Genomic DNA, 18,059 nt, shown 5'->3' on the forward strand with positions numbered 1-18,059 from the left:
ACATGGCAGAGAATGTATTTGAAGCGGTCAAGCAGTCGGTCAGCACCAGAGAAGCGGCAGAGTTTTATGGGATAAAAGTCAGGCGAAATGGCATGGCCTGCTGTCCTTTTCACGATGATAAGAACCCCAGCATGAAGGTAGACCTGCGATTCCACTGCTTTGGCTGCGGTGAAGATGGGGATGTGATCGACTTTACCGAAAAGCTCTTTGACCTCTCCCCAAAAGAAGCGGCGGAGAAACTGGCACAGGACTTTGGCCTGATCTATGACAGTCAGGCCCCGCCCCGCAGGAGATATGTCCGGCAAAAAACCGAGGCACAGAAGTTTCGGGAGGATCGACAGCGCTGTTACCGCGTACTGTCCGATTATTACCATCTGCTGAAAAAATGGGAAGCCGACCGTTCTCCCAGGACACCGGAGGAAGAACCGCACCCCCGTTTTGTGGAAGCAATCCAGAAGAAAGCCTATGTAGAATACCTGCTGGACCTTTTCCTTTATGAAAGTGAAGAAGAACAAAAGGCATGGATTGCAGAACACACAGCAGAAATCACACACTTGGAAAGGAGATTGAAAATCATGGCTGAGAACAAACCCACCAACCGAGAACGGCTAAGGGAAATCACAGATGGCATCGAGCAGGGCATCAAGGAACTGTTTGAGAGTGAAAAGTATATGCGCTATCTGTCCGTCATGTCCCGCTTCCACCGCTATTCGGTAAACAACACCATGCTCATCTATATGCAGAAGCCGGACGCCACATTGGTAGCCGGATACAATAAGTGGAAAGACCAGTTTGAGCGTCATGTAAAAAAGGGCGAGCATGGCATTACCATCATCGCTCCCACACCGTATAAGAAGAAAATCGAGGAGCAGAAGCTGGACCCAGATACCAAGGCTCCGATTCTGGATAAAGACGGAAAGATCGTCACAGAGGAAAAAGAAATCGAGATTCCCATGTTTCGCCCTGTCAAGGTCTTTGATGTGAGTCAGACCGACGGGAAACCTTTGCCGGAGCTTGCTTCCTCCCTTTCCGGCAATGTGCCAAATTATGAGGCATTCATGGAGGCCCTGCGCCGCAGCGCACCGGTGCCGATTACTTTTGAAGCAATGGCCGCTGATACGGACGGCTATTTTTCTGCTGATCATCAGAAAATTGCCATTCGTCAGGGCATGAGTGAGGTTCAGACGGTTTCAGCCACAGTACACGAGATTGCCCACAGCAAGCTCCATGACCCTAAAAAATATGAAATGCTACCGTCATGGAAGGTTGTGCAGGAGAGTGAAGGTGGAACCAAACATGATTTCAAGTTGGATTTTGCCACAGAAAAAGAAGCCGAACAGTTTGCTTCTGATATGGATTGGCGTTATGTGGACGAAAATCAGTTTGAATGGCGTCTTGCAGTTGAGGAAGATCCAACCGCAGAAAAACGGGCAATCAAAAACCGCCACACGGAGGAAGTGGAGGCTGAAAGCATCTCCTATGCGGTCTGCAAGTATTTTGGCATCGAGACCGGAGAAAACAGCTTCGGCTATATTGCAAGCTGGAGCCAGGGCAAAGAGCTGAAAGAGCTGAGAGCCAGTTTGGAGACCATCAACAAAACCTCCGGCACTTTGATCTCCGACATTGAGCGCCACTATAAGGAAATCTGCAAAGAGCGCGGAATCGACCCTCATGCAAAGGTAGAGCCGGAACCCGCCCCGATAGAGCAACAAGAAGATGCCGCTAAGGTATCTGATAGACAGCAGACCGGCGATCTGACCTACTATGTAGCAGAGTGCATGGAATTTCCAAACCTCGGAGAATACCACGATAACCTGTCTTTGGAGGAAGCAATCCGCATTTATCAGGAGATTCCGGCAGAACGAATGAACGGGATCAAGGGCATTGGTTTTGAGCTGAAAGACGGAAGCGACTATGAAGGACCTTTTCCGATTTTGACCGGCCAGACCATTGACCTGGACACCATCCAGGCAATCGACTATTACCGTGATAATCCTCTGGTGCAAAAAGCGGTAAAGGAACTGGCTGCGGCAATGCCGGAAATGGAAGTGCTGGGGGCGGACGCCAACCAGCAGGAGGCTTTGTTTCTGATTGACGATGCCACCTATCTTCATATCCAATCCTGTGACAGCGGCTGGGACTATACCCTTTACGATGCCGCGTCCATGAAAGAGCTGGATGGTGGTCAGCTGAATATGCCGGAGATTTCCCGCATGAAGGCAGTTCTCCAGATTTGTGATGACAACGATTTGGGCAGAGACTCGGTAAAATACGCACCGTTGTCCATGATTGAGACCTTGCAGGAAGCTGCCTACCAGCAGATGCAGGCAGAGGTCAGTCAGATGGCTGCTTCTTCCCAGCTGCCGGAAGCACAGGAGCAGGCACTGGATGAATACCCCATGCCGGATGAGCAGGTCTCCACACCAGATATGCAGGAATACGGCTACTCCTATGATGGGATGTTCCCTGTTACCAGAGAACGGGCGCTGGAACTGGATGCCGCCGGTTTGACCGTCTATGTGCTACATGAGGACAATACGGAGAGCATGGTGTTTGACCCGCAGGAAATCATGGATCATGGCGGTCTTTTCGGTGTGGACCATGAGGAATGGGAGAAAAGCCCTCAGTTCCACGAAAAGGTCATGGAGCGTCAGGAACATCAGCAGGAACGCGAACAGGCATTTCTCTCCCAGAACAGAGATTGCTTTGCCATCTATCAGGTAAGTCGTGACGATCCGCAGAATGTGCGCTTTATGAATCTGGACTGGTTAAAGTCCCATAACATTTCCATAGACCGCAGCAATTATGACCTCATTTACACAGCTCCTCTGAGGGAGTCTGGCACTGTGCCGGAGCAGCTGGAAAAACTATATCAGCAATTCAATCTGGAAAAGCCCGTGGACTTTCACAGTCCCTCCATGAGCGTCAGCGACATCGTTGCGATCAGACAGGACGGTAAGGTATCCTGTCATTACTGTGACAGTGTTGGTTTTACCCAGATCCCCGGATTCCTGCCGGACAATCCGATGAAAAATGCGGAAATGATGCTGGAGGATGACTACGGTATGATCGACGGTATCATCAACAATGGCCCAAAAGAGCCGACCGTGGCAGAGCTGGAACAGCAGGCCCGAAGCGGTCAGTCCATTTCCCTGATGGACTTGGCTGATGCCGTTCATCGGAAGGAACGGGAAAAGAAAAAGTCCGTCATGGAGCAGCTGAAAGGCCAGCCCAAGACAGAACACAAAAAGACAGCACCCAAAAAGAGTGCGGAAAGGGAGATTTGATATGGGAAACTTTACCTTTGAGGAAATGAACCTGATGTGCATTTACAATACCGGCAGCCGCACCGGGCTGATTGACAGTCTGCGTGAGATGCGCGGCGAGCTTTCGCCGGAGGAAACGGAACTGAGGGAATTGACCGACAGCGCCCTTACGAAGCTCTGTGCGATGACCGATGAGAAGTTTGCCGAACTGGAGCTGTACCCGGATTTTGACCAGTAAACAACATAACCGCAGGGATGGGGTGGCGATCTGCCACCCCGCCTTTTTACCCCAAAACTGAAAGGAGGACAGAACACTATGCCAACCAAAGCTGAACTATATGCACAGATGGCGGACAAGGTGGCAACACAGCTCACGGGGAGCTGGCAGGAATGGGCAGGGTTTCTCACTACTGCTTCCCGCCTTTACAAGTACCCGTTCCATGAGCAGCTGATGATCTATGCCCAGCGACCGGACGCCACCGCCTGTGCGGAGTACGATTTGTGGAATGAAAAGATGGGCCGTTATGTAAGGCGCGGTTCCAAGGGAATCGCTCTGGTGGATGATTCCGGGGACAGACCTCGCCTGCGTTATGTCTTTGACATTTCCGACACCGGAACCCGTGAATATTCCCGCACTCCCTGGCTGTGGCAGTTGGAGGAGCGCCATCTGGATTCCGTGCAGGCCATGCTGGAGCGCACCTATGATGTTTCCGGTGATGATCTTGCCGGACAGCTTACGGAGGTAGCCGGAAAACTGGCCGAGGAATACTGGACGGAGCATCAGCAGGACTTCTTCTATATCGTTGACGGTTCCTTTTTGGAGGAATATGATGAGTATAACATCGGAGTGCAGTTCAAGGCAGCCGCCACCGTCAGCATCACTTACGCTTTGATGTCCCGCTGTGGACTGGAGTCGGAACGCTACTTCGACCACGAAGATTTCATGGCGATCTTTGATTTCAACACCCCGTCTACCATCGGGGCGTTAGGAACAGCGGTCAGCCAGATCAACCAGCAGGTGCTGCGGCAGATCGGCGTCACCGTCCGAAATGCAGAGCGCGAAGCCAACCAAGAAAGGAGCAAACAAGATGAACAATCCCATGACCTATATCCAGAACGGAGACTATCTGATTCCCGACCTGAAGCTGAGCCAGCAGCCGGAGAAACCCCTGGGCAAGTACGGCAGGATGAGGAAAACCTACCTGAAGGAACATCGTCCCATCCTCTACAACCAGATGCTGCTGAGCGAGAAGCTGTACCCGCACCTTCTGGAGATCGACGAGACCGCCCAGAGCAGACTGGAGCAGATGATGCCCCAGCTGGCGAAGGAAGCGGGAGCCACCGAGGAACTGAAAGCCAGCGATCCCATGAAGTGGGTGGGGCTGATGAACACCTGCAAAGCTCAGGCCGAGGAGATTCTGATGGCGGAGCTTATCAACAGCTGACTCTAAACCTGTTCCTCTCCGAAGCGGAACAGATCCAATCCATAGATGAAGCAGAGAATGTAGCGCATACATCCTCTGCTTTTTCTTTTGCCCAAAATGATATTGACCATGTGCTGCGTTTGGGCGGCAATACAGATCGTCAGAGGGAGCGTGTGGTTGCAGCATTTGAAAAGCAGAAAACCACCGCTGAGATTGCCGAGATACTGAAAACGCTGTACCACGGCGGCAACGGCCTTGGCAGTGTGAGTGCATGGTATGCCGAGGATGGTATCCATCTTTCCCACGGGAAGTCTGTCCGTTATGACAGGTCTGCCCAGATCATTTCTTGGGAGCGCGCCGCAGAGCGTATCGGGGAGCTTTTGGAAAGTGGTCAGTTTGCCTCCAATGTGGAGCTTGCAGAAGCGGCAGGCTATGAACGCTCCCTCCTCTCGGAAAAGCTCTGGCATCTGTATCACGATCTCAGTGAGGACGCCAGAAAAGCCGGATATTTGTCCTGCCTGTCAGAGATCAAAGGCAATGGATTCCCAGAGGAGACCCGCCGCCTGACGGAGCAGCTGAGTGACCCGGCTTTCCGCCAGACCCTCAAGGAAGAATACGCTGCCTTCTGGACTGCCTATCAGCAGGACCGTGACCTGTTGCGTTTTCACTATCATAGACCGAGGGAGATCTGGGAGAACCTGAAGGACCTTGACCTGCCCCGCAGGACCTTTTCTTCAGAGCTTTCCCAAGTGCCAATCGTCCAGCACTTTATTACCGAGGATGAGATCGACGCCGCCATGACCGGCGGAAGCAGTTTCGCCGGAGGAAAAGGCCGTATCTATGCGTTCTTCATGGCAAACCATACGGATAAGGAGAAAGTGAGATTCCTCAAAGACGAGTATGGCATTGGCGGACGCTCTCATGCCTTGTCCGGCGCAACACACAGCGGCGAAGATCACGATGGGAAAGGACTGCACTATAAAAAGCAGGACTGCCCGGATGTTCACTTGAACTGGGAAAAGGTTGCCAAACGCATTACCTCTCTTGTCCAGAAAGGCCGCTATCTTACCGAACAGGAACAGGCGCAGTATGACAAAATCCAGACTGAAAAGGAACTGGCAGAAGAAGATGCCATCCAAGCCCAGCAGCCGGAGGTGGAGGAAGAAACTCCAAAGCCTACCCTTGGGGAGCAGTTTGAGCAGTATAAGCCTGTGGTGACTGCCGCCATTTCCGAGGATACCGCATACCGCAATGCCTGCGGTCATTCTGACCGTGAAAATGCTGTCATCGAGGGTAATGCCGCTGTGCGCCGTGCAGTCCTTGGTTCTAAGGATATGGAGCTGATCCGACTCTATTCGGATGTGCCGGAGTTCCGTCAGCGTCTGCACCGGGAAGTGATCGACGAGACCTATCCAAAGCTCCATGAGCTTCTGCGCCCTCTTTCTCAGGAAGATATTGATACTGCCCTTTGTGCATGGAACGGCAATATCGAGAGTAAACACGCTGTTGTCCGCTATATGAAAGACCATGCAAGAGAAAAAGATACCGCCGCATGGCTGGCTCAGGAATACGGCGGCAGTAACAGCAACAGCCTGTTCGTTGTCCGTGCCGGCAGCCCGGAGGAAACGCAGCTGCCCTGGCCGAAGGTACAGCGCCGGATTGCCCAGCTCATTCAGGAGGACCGGTTCTATACCGAAGAAGAACAGAACCGTTTTGACGACATCGACCCAATCGCCATCCGGGAAGCTCTGGAAGAAAGAGGGATCGTCAACGGCCAGGTGGCAGACCCGGAAAAACTGGACAATGATCCGTTTATCCAACAGGTGATGTCGGATGTAGAGCAGATCGCAGCTGCTGAGACAGAGCAGACTTCCGAAGTTGCTATTTCCGATGAGGAATATGACGCAGTTCGCCGCCCAACTCCGCAAAGAACATCCTATGATCCTGCCGCCCCGGTTTATGCCGTGGGCGATACCGTGTATATCGAGGATGACGCCTATCAGATCACCGAGCTGCGGGATGACACCGTGCAGCTTCTGCCCACCGGCATGGTATATCCCATCTATCGGGCAGAGCGCAAAGAACAGTTCGAGCAGCTGCTTCGGGCAGACCGCCGCAATGCTTACTATACCGAGTTTCTTCCTATTGCCCCGGACAAGGCAGATCAGGGCTTACGGGATGTATTAGCTAATGGACTGATGGATGAAGCGGATAAAAAGCAGATTTCCACGCTGCTGCAATCCGGCAGGAGCAACAGCGAGATCGCCTACTGGTTGAGCAGAGCCTATTCCGGTGAGATCGAGACACTGAATCTGGAGACCGGCGATATTGCCGATTACCGTACCACGGCACAGGGCATAGAACTGGAAGTCATGGATGTAGAGGAAAAGCGTCTGGCTGTGCTGTATTTCCGCTGGGATGAGGTTGCGCCTTTGCTGCGCGGGATGTATGCCCGTCAGCAGGACGGCTTTGGACAGGAACAGCCCCAACCGGCTACCGAATCCCCGACCTTCCATTCCGAGACCATGGCCGTCTATCCGGGCGATAAGAACAATCTGCCTTATGATGTGGTGGTGGAACGGTTGCATATTGAGGAGCCAGAGCCACCAGCCCCTGTGACTGAGCCGGAGAAAACCTTTGAGGAAGTGCTGGATGAACACCCGGTTTCCATTCAGGTCAACGGCCAGTGGCAGACCTTCCCCAATGCCAAAGCTGCCGAGGAAGCCTCCTATGAGGAATACAAGGCTAACCTGCGCCGCAATGCACAGAACTTCCGCATTACCGATGAGCATTTGGGCGAAGGCGGTCCAAAAACCAAGTTCCAGGCAAATGTTAATGCCATTCGTTTGCTGAAAGAGCTGGAAGCTGCCGGACAGCAGGCAAGCCCCGAACAACAGGAGATTCTTTCCCGTTATGTGGGCTGGGGCGGTCTTTCAGATGCCTTTGACCCGGAAAAACTGGCATGGGCTTTAGAGTATGCCCAGCTGAAAGAGTTGCTGACCCCGGAGGAATATGCCGCCGCCAGAAGCTCTACCCTCAATGCCCATTACACCAGCCCTACGGTTATCCAGGCAATCTATGAAGCGGTGGGCCGTATGGGGTTTGAGACTGGAAATATTCTGGAGCCGTCTATGGGTGTGGGCAATTTCTTCGGTATGCTGCCGGAGGAAATGCGAAACAGTCGTCTGTACGGCGTGGAGCTGGACCCGGTTTCCGGGCGCATCGCAAAGCAGCTCTATCCCAAGGCGGACATCACAGTAGGCGGCTTTGAGACCACCGACAGGCGTGACTTCTTTGACCTTGCCATCGGCAATGTACCTTTTGGTCAGTATCAGGTCCGGGATAAAGCCTACGATAAGCTGAACTTTAGCATTCACAACTACTTTTTCGCCAAAGCACTGGACCAGGTGCGTCCCGGTGGTGTGGTAGCTTTTGTGACCTCCCGCTATACCATGGACGCCAAAGATTCCACCGTGCGCCGCTATCTTGCCCAGCGTGCCGAGCTGCTGGGAGCTATCCGTCTGCCCAATGACGCGTTCAAAAAGAATGCCGGTGCCGAGGTGGTATCGGACATCATCTTCCTCCAAAAGCGGGACCGCCCGCTGGACATTGCACCAGAGTGGACGCAGACCGGCATTATCAGGGTTCCCGCAAAGTCGCAAGACTTTGTGGGAGAAGGAGGAGCGACGGAGCAAGCGAGCTTTTCGCCGCAAGGCGGAAACGAGCAGGCGCAGTCCGCGACGACGCAGGATGGGTTTGCCATCAACCGGTATTTTATCGACCACCCGGAAATGGTGCTGGGCAGACAGGAGCCGGTAAGCACTGCTCATGGTATGGATTACACCGTGAACCCTATCGAGGGACTGGAGCTTTCCGACCAGCTGCATGATGCTGTGAAGTACATTCATGGCACTTATCAGGAGGCAGAGCTGCCGGAGCTGGGCGAAGGCGAAGCCATTGACACCTCCATTCCTGCCGACCCAAATGTGAAGAACTATTCCTATGCCATTGTAGACGGGCAGGTGTACTATCGGGAAAACAGCCGCATGGTGCGCCCTGACCTCAACGCCACCGCCGAAGCCCGCGTGAAAGGTCTTGTGGGACTGCGTGATTGTGTGCAGGAACTGATCGACCTTCAGATGGATGCAGCGGTTCCAGACAGCACCATTACCCAAAAACAGGCGGAACTGAACCGGCTCTATGATAGCTTTTCTGCCAGATACGGTCTCATCAACGACCGTGCAAATCGGCTGGCCTATGCAGATGATTCTTCCTATTACCTGCTCTGTGCGCTGGAAGTTATCGACGAGGACGGAAAGCTGGAGCGCAAGGCGGATATGTTCACCAAACGGACCATCAAGCCCCATCAGGCAGTGGCTACTGTGGATACGGCAAGCGAAGCACTGGCGGTGTCCATCTCGGAAAAGGCCTGCGTAGATATGAGCTATATGAGTCGGCTTACCGGAAAAACAAAAGAAGAACTGGCCGGAGAGCTGCAAGGCGTGATCTTCCGTGTACCGGGACAGCTGGAACAGGACGGCACACCCCATTTTGTGACTGCTGATGAATACCTTTCCGGCAATGTACGCCGCAAACTGCGTCAGGCGCAGCGGGCGGCACAGCAGGACTCTTCTTTTGCAGTCAATGTGGAAGCTCTTACCGCCGCCCAGCCCCAAGACCTGGATGCGTCGGAGATCGAGGTGCGCCTTGGTGCCACCTGGATCGACAAGGAATATATCCAGCAGTTTATGTACGAGACCTTCAACACCCCGTTTTATCTCCAGCGCAGCATTGAGGTCAATTATTCCTCATTTACTGCTGAATGGCAGATCAAGGGGAAATCTTCCGTATCCTACAACGATGTGGCAGCTTATACCACCTATGGGACCAGCCGCGCCAATGCTTATAAGATTTTGGAGGACAGTCTGAACCTGCGGGATGTCCGTATCTATGACACCATAGAGGACGCGGATGGAAAAGAGCGCCGCGTGCTGAATGCCAAGGAGACCACCCTGGCTGCTCAAAAACAGCAGGCTATCCGGGAAGCATTTAGGGACTGGATCTGGAGAGACCCGGAGCGCCGCCAGACTTTGGTGCGCCAGTATAACGAAGAAATGAACTCTACCCGTCCCCGCGAGTATGATGGCAGCCATATCACTTTTGGCGGCATGAACCCGGCCATTACCCTGCGGGAACACCAGAAAAGTGCCATCGCCCATGTGCTGTATGGCGGAAATACCCTGCTGGCACACGAAGTAGGCGCAGGCAAAACCTTTGAGATGGTGGCCGCTGCGATGGAAGCCAAACGCCTGGGCTTGTGCCAGAAATCTCTCTTTGTGGTTCCCAACCACCTGACTGAGCAGTGGGCATCGGAGTTTCTGCGCCTCTATCCTTCTGCCAACATCTTAGTCACAACCAAAAAGGACTTTGAGACCCATAACCGCAAAAAGTTCTGCGCCCGTATTGCCACCGGTAACTACGACGCCATCATCATGGGACACAGCCAGTTTGAGCGTATCCCCATCAGCCGGGAGCGTCAGGAACGGCTTCTCTATGAGCAGATCGACGAGATCACCGAGGGCATCGCAGAGGTGCAGGCCAGCGGCGGCGAGCGGTTTACCGTCAAGCAGCTGGAGCGTACCAGAAAGTCTCTGGAAGCCAGACTGGAAAAGCTGCAAGCCGAGGGGCGAAAAGACGATGTGGTAACTTTTGAGCAACTGGGTGTGGACCGGCTGTTCGTGGATGAGGCCCACAACTATAAAAACCTGTTTCTATACACAAAAATGCGAAATGTGGCAGGCTTATCCACATCGGACGCGCAGAAATCCTCCGATATGTTTGCCAAGTGCCGCTATATGGATGAGATCACCGGAAACCGTGGCGTGATCTTTGCCACCGGCACACCGGTCAGCAACTCCATGACCGAGCTTTACACCATGCAGCGCTACCTTCAGTATGAACGCCTGCAAGAACTGAACATGACCCACTTCGACTGCTGGGCTTCCCGATTTGGGGAGACTGTCACAGCATTGGAGCTGGCACCGGAGGGCTATACTTTAATAGGACAAAAAAATTAACTGTCCTAAATTGAAAAAATACATACGGAAAGGAGGATAAGAAAATGTCAAGGACTTCAAGAATTACAGCACTTTACGAGCGTTTGTCAAGAGATGATGACCTTACTGGCGAGAGTAATTCTATTACCAATCAAAAGAAATACCTCGAAGATTATGCCCGTAGGAATGGTTTTGAGAACATTCGCCATTTTACCGATGACGGATTTTCGGGTGTAAATTTCAATCGCCCTGGCTTTCAATCTCTGATAAAAGAAGTTGAAGCAGGAAATGTAGAAACCTTGATTGTTAAGGATATGAGCCGATTGGGGCGAAATTATCTGCAAGTAGGTTTTTATACGGAAGTTCTGTTTCCACAGAAAAATGTCCGTTTCCTTGCAATTAACAACAGTATTGACAGTAACAACGCTTCGGATAATGACTTTGCTCCGTTTTTGAATATTATGAACGAATGGTATGCCAAAGACACAAGCAACAAAATCAAGGCTATATTCGATGCCCGTATGAAAGACGGAAAGCGTTGTAGCGGTTCTATCCCTTATGGGTATAACCGACTGCCGAGCGACAAACAAACGCTTGTGGTTGACCCTGTGGCTTCGGAAGTGGTAAAGCGTATCTTTACTCTTGCCAATGATGGCAAAAGTACAAGGGCAATCGCAGAAATACTGACCGAAGAAAAAGTTTTAACCCCTGCGGCATACGCAAAGGAATACCACCCCGAACAGTACAACGGCAACAAGTTCACAAACCCTTATCTTTGGGCAATGTCAACGATAAGAAATATTTTAGGCAGGCAGGAATATCTCGGTCACACCGTTTTGCGAAAGTCGGTAAGCACAAATTTCAAACTTCACAAGAGAAAAAGCACAGACGAAGAAGAACAGTATGTATTTCCGAATACACACGAGCCTATCATATCGCAGGAACTTTGGGACAGCGTTCAAAAACGCAGAAGCAGAGTAAATCGTGCCTCGGCTTGGGGAACGCACAGCAACCGTTTAAGCGGATATTTGTACTGTGCCGATTGCGGAAGAAGAATGACTTTGCAGACACATTACAGCAAAAAAGACGGTTCTGTGCAGTATTCTTACCGTTGCGGTGGGTATGCAAGCAGAGTGAACAGTTGTACCAGTCATTCGATTAGTACCGATAATGTTGAAGCCTTGATATTATCATCTGTCAAACGCTTTTCAAGGTTTGTTCTGAATGATGAACAAGCATTTGCTTTGGAACTGCAATCTCTTTGGAATGAAAAACAGGAGGAAAAGCCGAAACACAATCAATCGGAACTGCAACGCTGTCAGAAACGCTATGACGAACTCTCTACCCTTGTTCGTGGCTTGTATGAAAATCTTATGTCGGGATTACTGCCCGAAAGACAGTATAAGCAACTGATGAAACAGTATGATGACGAGCAGGCAGAGTTGGAAACGAAAATGGAAACGATGAAAACAGAACTTGCCGAAGAAAAAGTAAGTTCCGTTGATATTAAGCATTTCATTTCGCTGATACGCAAGTGTAAAAATCCTACGGAAATCTCCGATACAATGTTTAATGAACTTGTTGATAAGATAGTGGTTTATGAAGCAGAGGGTGTGGGAAAAGCACGAACACAAAAGGTCGATATTTATTTTAACTATGTCGGTCAAGTGGATATTGCCTATACCGAAGAAGAACTTGCCGAGATAGAAACACAGAAAGAGCAGGAGGAACAGCAACGCTTGGCAAGACAGCGCAAGCGTGAAAAAGCCTACCGAGAAAAGCGAAAGGCACAGAAAATCGCTGAAAACGGTGGCGAAATCGTTAAGACAAAGGTTTGCCCTCATTGCAACAAAGAGTTTATCCCGACAAGCAACCGACAGGTGTTCTGTTCCAAAGAGTGCTGCTATCAAGCAAGGCAAGACAAAAAGAAAACAGACCGAGAAGCAGAACGAGGAAATCACTATTACCGACAGCGTGTATGTGCTGTGTGCGGCAATTCCTATTGGCCTACACACAGCCAACAGAAATTCTGCTCCGAAGAATGTCAAAGGGTAAATCACAATAAGAAAACATTGGAATTTTACCACCATAAAAAAGAAAAGGAGAAGCTGCAATGCAAAGATTTATCACAGACGAAAGAACGGGTATCCGATATGAACTTATCGGGGACTATTACTACCCCTGCTTAACCGCAGAAGAAAAACCTTTGCTTTCAAGGTACGGAAGAATGCGAGAGCGATATTTGAAAGAACACAAGCGAGTTTTATATTACACTCTGATGACAAGTGGAAAGTTATATGAACACCTTGCCGAGATTGACACTTCGGCTTGTGATATGGCTGAATATCTCATAAAGGAAATGGCAAGAAAGCAAGGCGTTACCGAGCAATTAAAGGCTGTGGATATGATGAGATGGATAGGATTGATGAACAATATCAGAGCTTGCGTAGATGAAATCGTATTAAACGATATTGTGTATTCATAACGGAATACTATCCGAAAGAGAACTGCTGTCAAGTGATGGCAGTTTTTCTTTTTCGGCAAGTGTTCAAGAAGTTATTAAGTCGGGAGTGCAGTCGAAGTGGGCAAGTTGAAAAATTCACAAAAATGTGGTATAATATCTTTGTTCATTAGAGCGATAAACTTGAATTTGAGAGGGAACTTAGATGGTATTTGAAAAAATTGATAAAAATAGTTGGAACAGAAAAGAGTATTTTGACCACTACTTTGCAAGTGTACCTTGTACATACAGCATGACCGTTAAAGTGGATATCACACAAATAAAGGAAAAGGGAATGAAACTATATCCTGCAATGCTTTATTATATTGCAATGATTGTAAACCGCCATTCAGAGTTTAGGACGGCAATCAATCAAGATGGTGAATTGGGGATATATGATGAGATGATACCAAGCTATACAATATTTCACAATGATACTGAAACATTTTCCAGCCTTTGGACTGAGTGTAAGTCTGACTTTAAATCATTTTTAGCAGATTATGAAAGTGATACGCAACGGTATGGAAACAATCATAGAATGGAAGGAAAGCCAAATGCTCCGGAAAACATTTTTAATGTATCTATGATACCGTGGTCAACCTTCGATGGCTTTAATCTGAATTTGCAGAAAGGATATGATTATTTGATTCCTATTTTTACTATGGGGAAATATTATAAAGAAGATAACAAAATTATACTTCCTTTGGCAATTCAAGTTCATCACGCAGTATGTGACGGATTTCACATTTGCCGTTTTGTAAACGAATTGCAGGAATTGATAAATAGTTAACTTCAGGTTTGTCTGTAACTAAAAACAAGTATTTAAGCAAAAACATCGTAGAAATACGGTGTTTTTTGTTACCCTAAAATCTACAATTTTATACATAACCACAGGTTAGTACAAAGACCTTGTGTTTCTTTTTGAAAGGCTTAAAACAAGGATTTTTCCTTGATTTAAGCCCCGAAAAGCAACACAACCAAGGTTTTAGTATCAATCTGTGGTTTTTATATTTTCAGAGAAAAGGAGAACAAGAAAAAATGAAACTAAATGAAAACGAAATGAATTTCAGCGTACCTCTTGAAATCATCAAGGCAAGTGAAATCGAGCCGAAAGAAGTAAAGTGGCTGTGGTATCCGTATATTCCGTTTGGCAAAGTTACGCTATTGCAGGGAGATCCGGGCGATGGGAAAAGCAAGTTAATGCTTTCCATCGCCGCCCTGCTCTCAAAGGGCGAACCTATCCCCTTTACCGAAACGGAAGAAAATGAGCCTATGACTATCATCTATCAGACAACGGAAGATGACGCAGACGATACCGTAGTACCCCGCTTCAATTCTGCCGGCGGAGACGGAGAAAATCTTATCTTCATCAAGGAAGATGAAAAGACTTTATCTTTCGGAGATAACCGCATTCGTGAAGCGATTGAAAAGTACAATGCAAAGCTTCTAATTCTTGACCCGTTGAGTTCGTATATCGGAGAGAATTGCTCTATGAATAATGCCAACGAAACACGAGCGGAGTTTAACCATCTGATAGCGGTTGCAAAAGATACGGGTTGTGCGATTGTCATTATCGCTCATATGAACAAGATGAAAGATAATAATCCACTCTACCGCACCAACGGCTCGATTGACATTGCGGGTGCTGCAAGAAGCATTCTTGCAATCACACGCACACCGAACAAGGAAGCACCTGCGGAAAGATATTTGGTGCAAGTGAAATCAAATCTTGCTCCGACAGGTTCGGCAATTCTTTTTGAGGTTGCCGAGAAAGGTGTGAACTTCATTTCCGAAATGGAAATGACAGCCGAAGAAGCGTTTTTATCTCTTGCCCCACAAATAGGCAGACCGAATGAAAAAGAGATGAAAGCAAAATCATTTCTCATTGAAATGTTGCAGGGCGGAGAAATGCTTTCTTCGGATTGTGAAGAAAAACTTGAAGCCGCAGGGTTCAAGAAATCGACCATCAAAAAGGCAAAGAAAAACGCAGGAGTTATCTCCAAGAAGAAAGGTTTTCTTTGGTATTGGTCTTTGCCGATGAGCGATATACCGAGAGAATAAAAACAGAATGCCTGTCGGTGGGACAGTCTGTTTTTGTGATTGAGGTATCAAAGGAGGTCAAGGGGGAACACCCTTGCCCACGACATCTTTGCAGACGAAGTCTGAAAGTGTCATAGTGGGTTACACACATTCAAAGAATGTTGTGTAATGGCTTCGCCCTGCCGAGAAAGGAGAGCAAAAATGGCGAAAAACAACAAGGCGGATATGAGTTGTGCAAGGGTTAAAAAGTACACCGCTTCTGATGTGAGCAAGGCAGAAAGGCACAACGAACGCAAGAATGAAACCTATGAAAATATGAATGTGATTGAGGAACGCATACCCTATAATGTGCATTTCAAAAAGCCTTTTGCCCCGACCTATATGGAACAATTAAAGCAGATGGAAACTGACGGTATGGTGTCGCTTCGAGGGCTGAGGAAAGACGCAACGCTGTTCAATGAGATTGTGATTGATGTGAACACAATGTACTTCGAGCGTAACGGCGGCTACGAATATGCAAAGCAGTTTTACGAAGAAGCATTCCATTTTATCGAGGAAAAATTCGGTGCTGATAATGTCATATCGGCTGTTATGCACGCTGATGAAATCAATGTAGCGGCAACCGAGGAACTTGGAAAAGAGGTTTACCACTATCATCTTCACGCTATGGTTTTGCCTGTGGTGGAGAAAGAAATCCTATGGAGCAAGCGTTGCAAAGATGAAAAACTGCGAGGAACGGTTAAGGAAGTTGTTCATCAAATCAGCCATTCAAAGAAATGGAAATCGGATATTCCGCTGACCGACGAAAAAGGCAATCCGCTTCTCAGAAAGAACGGAAAACCGATGTTCCGAGCTTCATACAGTATTCTGCAAGATGAATTGTTTAACCATATGACGGAGCAAGGCTTCAAAGGCTTTCAGCGTGGCGAATATGGAAGTACAGCGGAACATCTTACTTCCCTACAATATCAAATCAAGCAGGACAAGGAACGATTAGAGAAGTTGCAGAAGCGTATTCAGCGTGAACAGATAAAGTATGAGCCTGCCCGTAATGTTTCCAAAACCTATAACGAGATTGACCGTATGGGGCAGAAAACAATCACGGGTAAAATGGCAATCTCCAAAGAGGATTATTCTGAGCTTACTGCCCTTGCTAAAGAGGGCATTACCAGTCGTGCGGAAATCAGCGAATTAGAACAGAGTGCAAACTATTACCGACAGAAATATTTTGACAGTGCAAACGCACTTGAAAGAATGAAAACCAAATACGACGAACTGAAAGAAAAGTGCAGACCTTTTCTTCAAGCGTTGGAGCATTTCCCCGAAGTTGCTAAACTTTTTACCGAGAAAGTGAAGCAACTTTTTTCTTTTAAGGAAGCGCAGGAACGAGCCGAAAAAGAAGCAAGGGAAAAAGAACGACAGGAGCGTATCAAGGCTCGAAGAAACAAGCGTGGTATGGAAAGATAACCTTTTCCATTATACTCACGACTTAATGACTTGTTGATATATTGAAAATCTGCGGTTGATGGGTGTTCTAATGTGAATACCCATCAATCAAAATTTTATGAAAGAGAGGAACGGACTATATGAAAGAACAGAAACATTCTTATTCACAATGCATTGGAAAGACAACATTCATCGTAAATGTAAAGCAGTCTGAAAGTGCCAAAAAGCCTTTGAATACGGTGTTTCAAGACATCTGCAAGCACGAGGTTTTGGGCGATTTCTTTACGGACAAATCGTTTAATTTAGAAAATCCACAAAAAGTATCTTGACAAACTCGACCCCGAGGGAACCGGCTACCGGGCAAGAACGAGATTCAGCAAGTTCTTTAATTTGCCGGAGCTGATGAACCTGTTCAAAGAAGTGGCCGACATTAAGACTGCCGACCAGCTGAATCTGCCTACCCCGGAAGTGGAATACCACAACATTGTGGCACAGCCTACCGAACATCAGCAGGAAATGGTCAAGGCTCTTTCGGAGCGCGCATCGCTGGTACACAGTGGAACCGTTGACCCGTCTCAGGACAATATGCTCAAGATTACCTCGGATGGCCGCAAGCTGGGGCTGGACCAGAGGATCGTCAACCAGATGCTGCCGGATGAACCCGGCACAAAGGTCAATCAGTGCGTGGAAAACATCATGCAGATCTGGCGGGATGGAGAAGCTGACAAGCTGACCCAGCTGGTATTCTGCGACATTTCTACCCCGCAGGCAAAAGCCCCTGCAAGTAAGGCGGCGAAAACGCTGGATAATCCACTGCTTCATGCATTGGAAAGCGCTGTACCCCTGCCGGAGCAGGAACCGGTCTTTACGGTATATGACGATATTCGTCAGAAACTCATTGCCCAGGGGATGCCTGCCGACCAGATCGCTTTTATCCATGAAGCCAATACCGAGGTGCGTAAAAAGGAGCTGTTCTCCAAAGTCCGTACCGGTCAGGTGCGTGTACTTATGGGCAGCACCGCCAAGATGGGCGCAGGCACCAATGTACAGGACCGTCTGGTGGCACTTCATGATCTGGACTGTCCGTGGAGACCGGGAGACCTCGCCCAGCGCAAAGGCCGTATCGAGCGCCAGGGCAACCAGAATCCCCTTGTCCATGTGTACCGCTATGTGACCGAAAGAACCTTTGACGCCTATCTGTGGGTGCGACACGAAGTCGCATAATTTAATTGTTCGGCTATTGACCGAACCTGCTATTCCATTAGCAGTAGCCTGACATCACCAAAGCAGCTGGTAACGGCTGTGAGGAAGCATGATGTGAAAAAGT

Annotated in this window: 10 protein-coding genes and 2 pseudogenes; 11 read left to right on the top strand and 1 reads right to left on the bottom strand. The window is 48.9% G+C overall.

The window, feature by feature from the left end:
* Positions 1 to 2 precede the first annotated feature (2 nt).
* Both HW447_RS15455 and HW447_RS15460 read left to right on the top strand, forming a co-directional pair.
* Positions 3 to 3,287, top strand: a complete 3,285-nt coding sequence (locus HW447_RS15455; protein WP_176256024.1) for a YodL domain-containing protein — start codon at positions 3 to 5, stop codon at positions 3,285 to 3,287.
* Position 3,288: 1 nt separating this feature from the next.
* The gene (locus tag HW447_RS15460) at positions 3,289 to 3,504 is read left to right on the top strand and encodes a transposon-transfer assisting family protein (RefSeq protein ID WP_003526257.1); all 216 of its coding nucleotides are present in this window, start codon (positions 3,289 to 3,291) and stop codon (positions 3,502 to 3,504) included.
* 96 nt (positions 3,505 to 3,600) lie between these two features.
* Here HW447_RS15460 and HW447_RS15465 read toward each other — a convergent pair whose 3' ends face one another.
* Positions 3,601 to 4,200: a hypothetical protein gene (locus HW447_RS15465; protein WP_176256025.1), complete on the bottom strand. Its 600-nt coding sequence runs from the start codon at positions 4,198 to 4,200 to the stop codon at positions 3,601 to 3,603.
* A gap of 166 nt (positions 4,201 to 4,366) precedes the next feature.
* On the opposite strand from HW447_RS15465, the gene HW447_RS15470 reads away from it, so the two are divergent.
* The 9 genes and pseudogenes from HW447_RS15470 to HW447_RS15510 all read left to right on the top strand — a co-directional run.
* Complete coding sequence (locus tag HW447_RS15470; RefSeq protein ID WP_014078560.1) at positions 4,367 to 4,711, top strand: TnpV protein; 345 nt, start codon at positions 4,367 to 4,369, stop codon at positions 4,709 to 4,711.
* Positions 4,712 to 7,281: 2,570 nt separating this feature from the next.
* Positions 7,282 to 10,740, top strand: a pseudogene (locus tag HW447_RS15475) (SNF2-related protein); the annotation flags it as partial.
* A 71-nt stretch (positions 10,741 to 10,811) separates the two neighbouring features.
* Positions 10,812 to 12,935 carry a recombinase family protein gene (locus tag HW447_RS15480; RefSeq protein WP_004611674.1) on the top strand — a complete coding sequence of 708 codons (2,124 nt, stop codon included), beginning with the start codon at positions 10,812 to 10,814 and terminating at the stop codon, positions 12,933 to 12,935.
* A gap of 17 nt (positions 12,936 to 12,952) precedes the next feature.
* Positions 12,953 to 13,231, top strand: coding sequence for a TnpV protein (locus HW447_RS15485; protein WP_231112726.1), 279 nt, complete (start codon positions 12,953 to 12,955; stop codon positions 13,229 to 13,231).
* A 181-nt stretch (positions 13,232 to 13,412) separates the two neighbouring features.
* Positions 13,413 to 14,036, top strand: coding sequence for a type A-11 chloramphenicol O-acetyltransferase CatP (locus tag HW447_RS15490; protein WP_002570989.1), 624 nt, complete (start codon positions 13,413 to 13,415; stop codon positions 14,034 to 14,036).
* A gap of 248 nt (positions 14,037 to 14,284) precedes the next feature.
* Positions 14,285 to 15,307, top strand: a complete 1,023-nt coding sequence (locus HW447_RS15495; protein WP_024724736.1) for an AAA family ATPase — start codon at positions 14,285 to 14,287, stop codon at positions 15,305 to 15,307.
* Between the two features lie 180 nt (positions 15,308 to 15,487).
* The gene (locus tag HW447_RS15500; protein ID WP_004611677.1) at positions 15,488 to 16,753 is read left to right on the top strand and encodes a plasmid recombination protein; all 1,266 of its coding nucleotides are present in this window, start codon (positions 15,488 to 15,490) and stop codon (positions 16,751 to 16,753) included.
* Positions 16,754 to 16,872: 119 nt separating this feature from the next.
* Positions 16,873 to 17,061 (top strand): hypothetical protein, encoded by a 189-nt coding sequence (locus tag HW447_RS15505; RefSeq protein ID WP_004611678.1) that lies wholly within the window; start codon positions 16,873 to 16,875, stop codon positions 17,059 to 17,061.
* 1 nt (position 17,062) lies between these two features.
* A pseudogene (locus HW447_RS15510) lies at positions 17,063 to 17,956 on the top strand (helicase-related protein); the annotation flags it as partial.
* Positions 17,957 to 18,059 lie beyond the last annotated feature (103 nt).

It is taken from the genome of Enterocloster alcoholdehydrogenati, assembly GCF_013282095.1.
In the GTDB taxonomy this organism is placed as follows: Bacteria; Bacillota; Clostridia; order Lachnospirales; family Lachnospiraceae; genus Enterocloster; species Enterocloster alcoholdehydrogenati.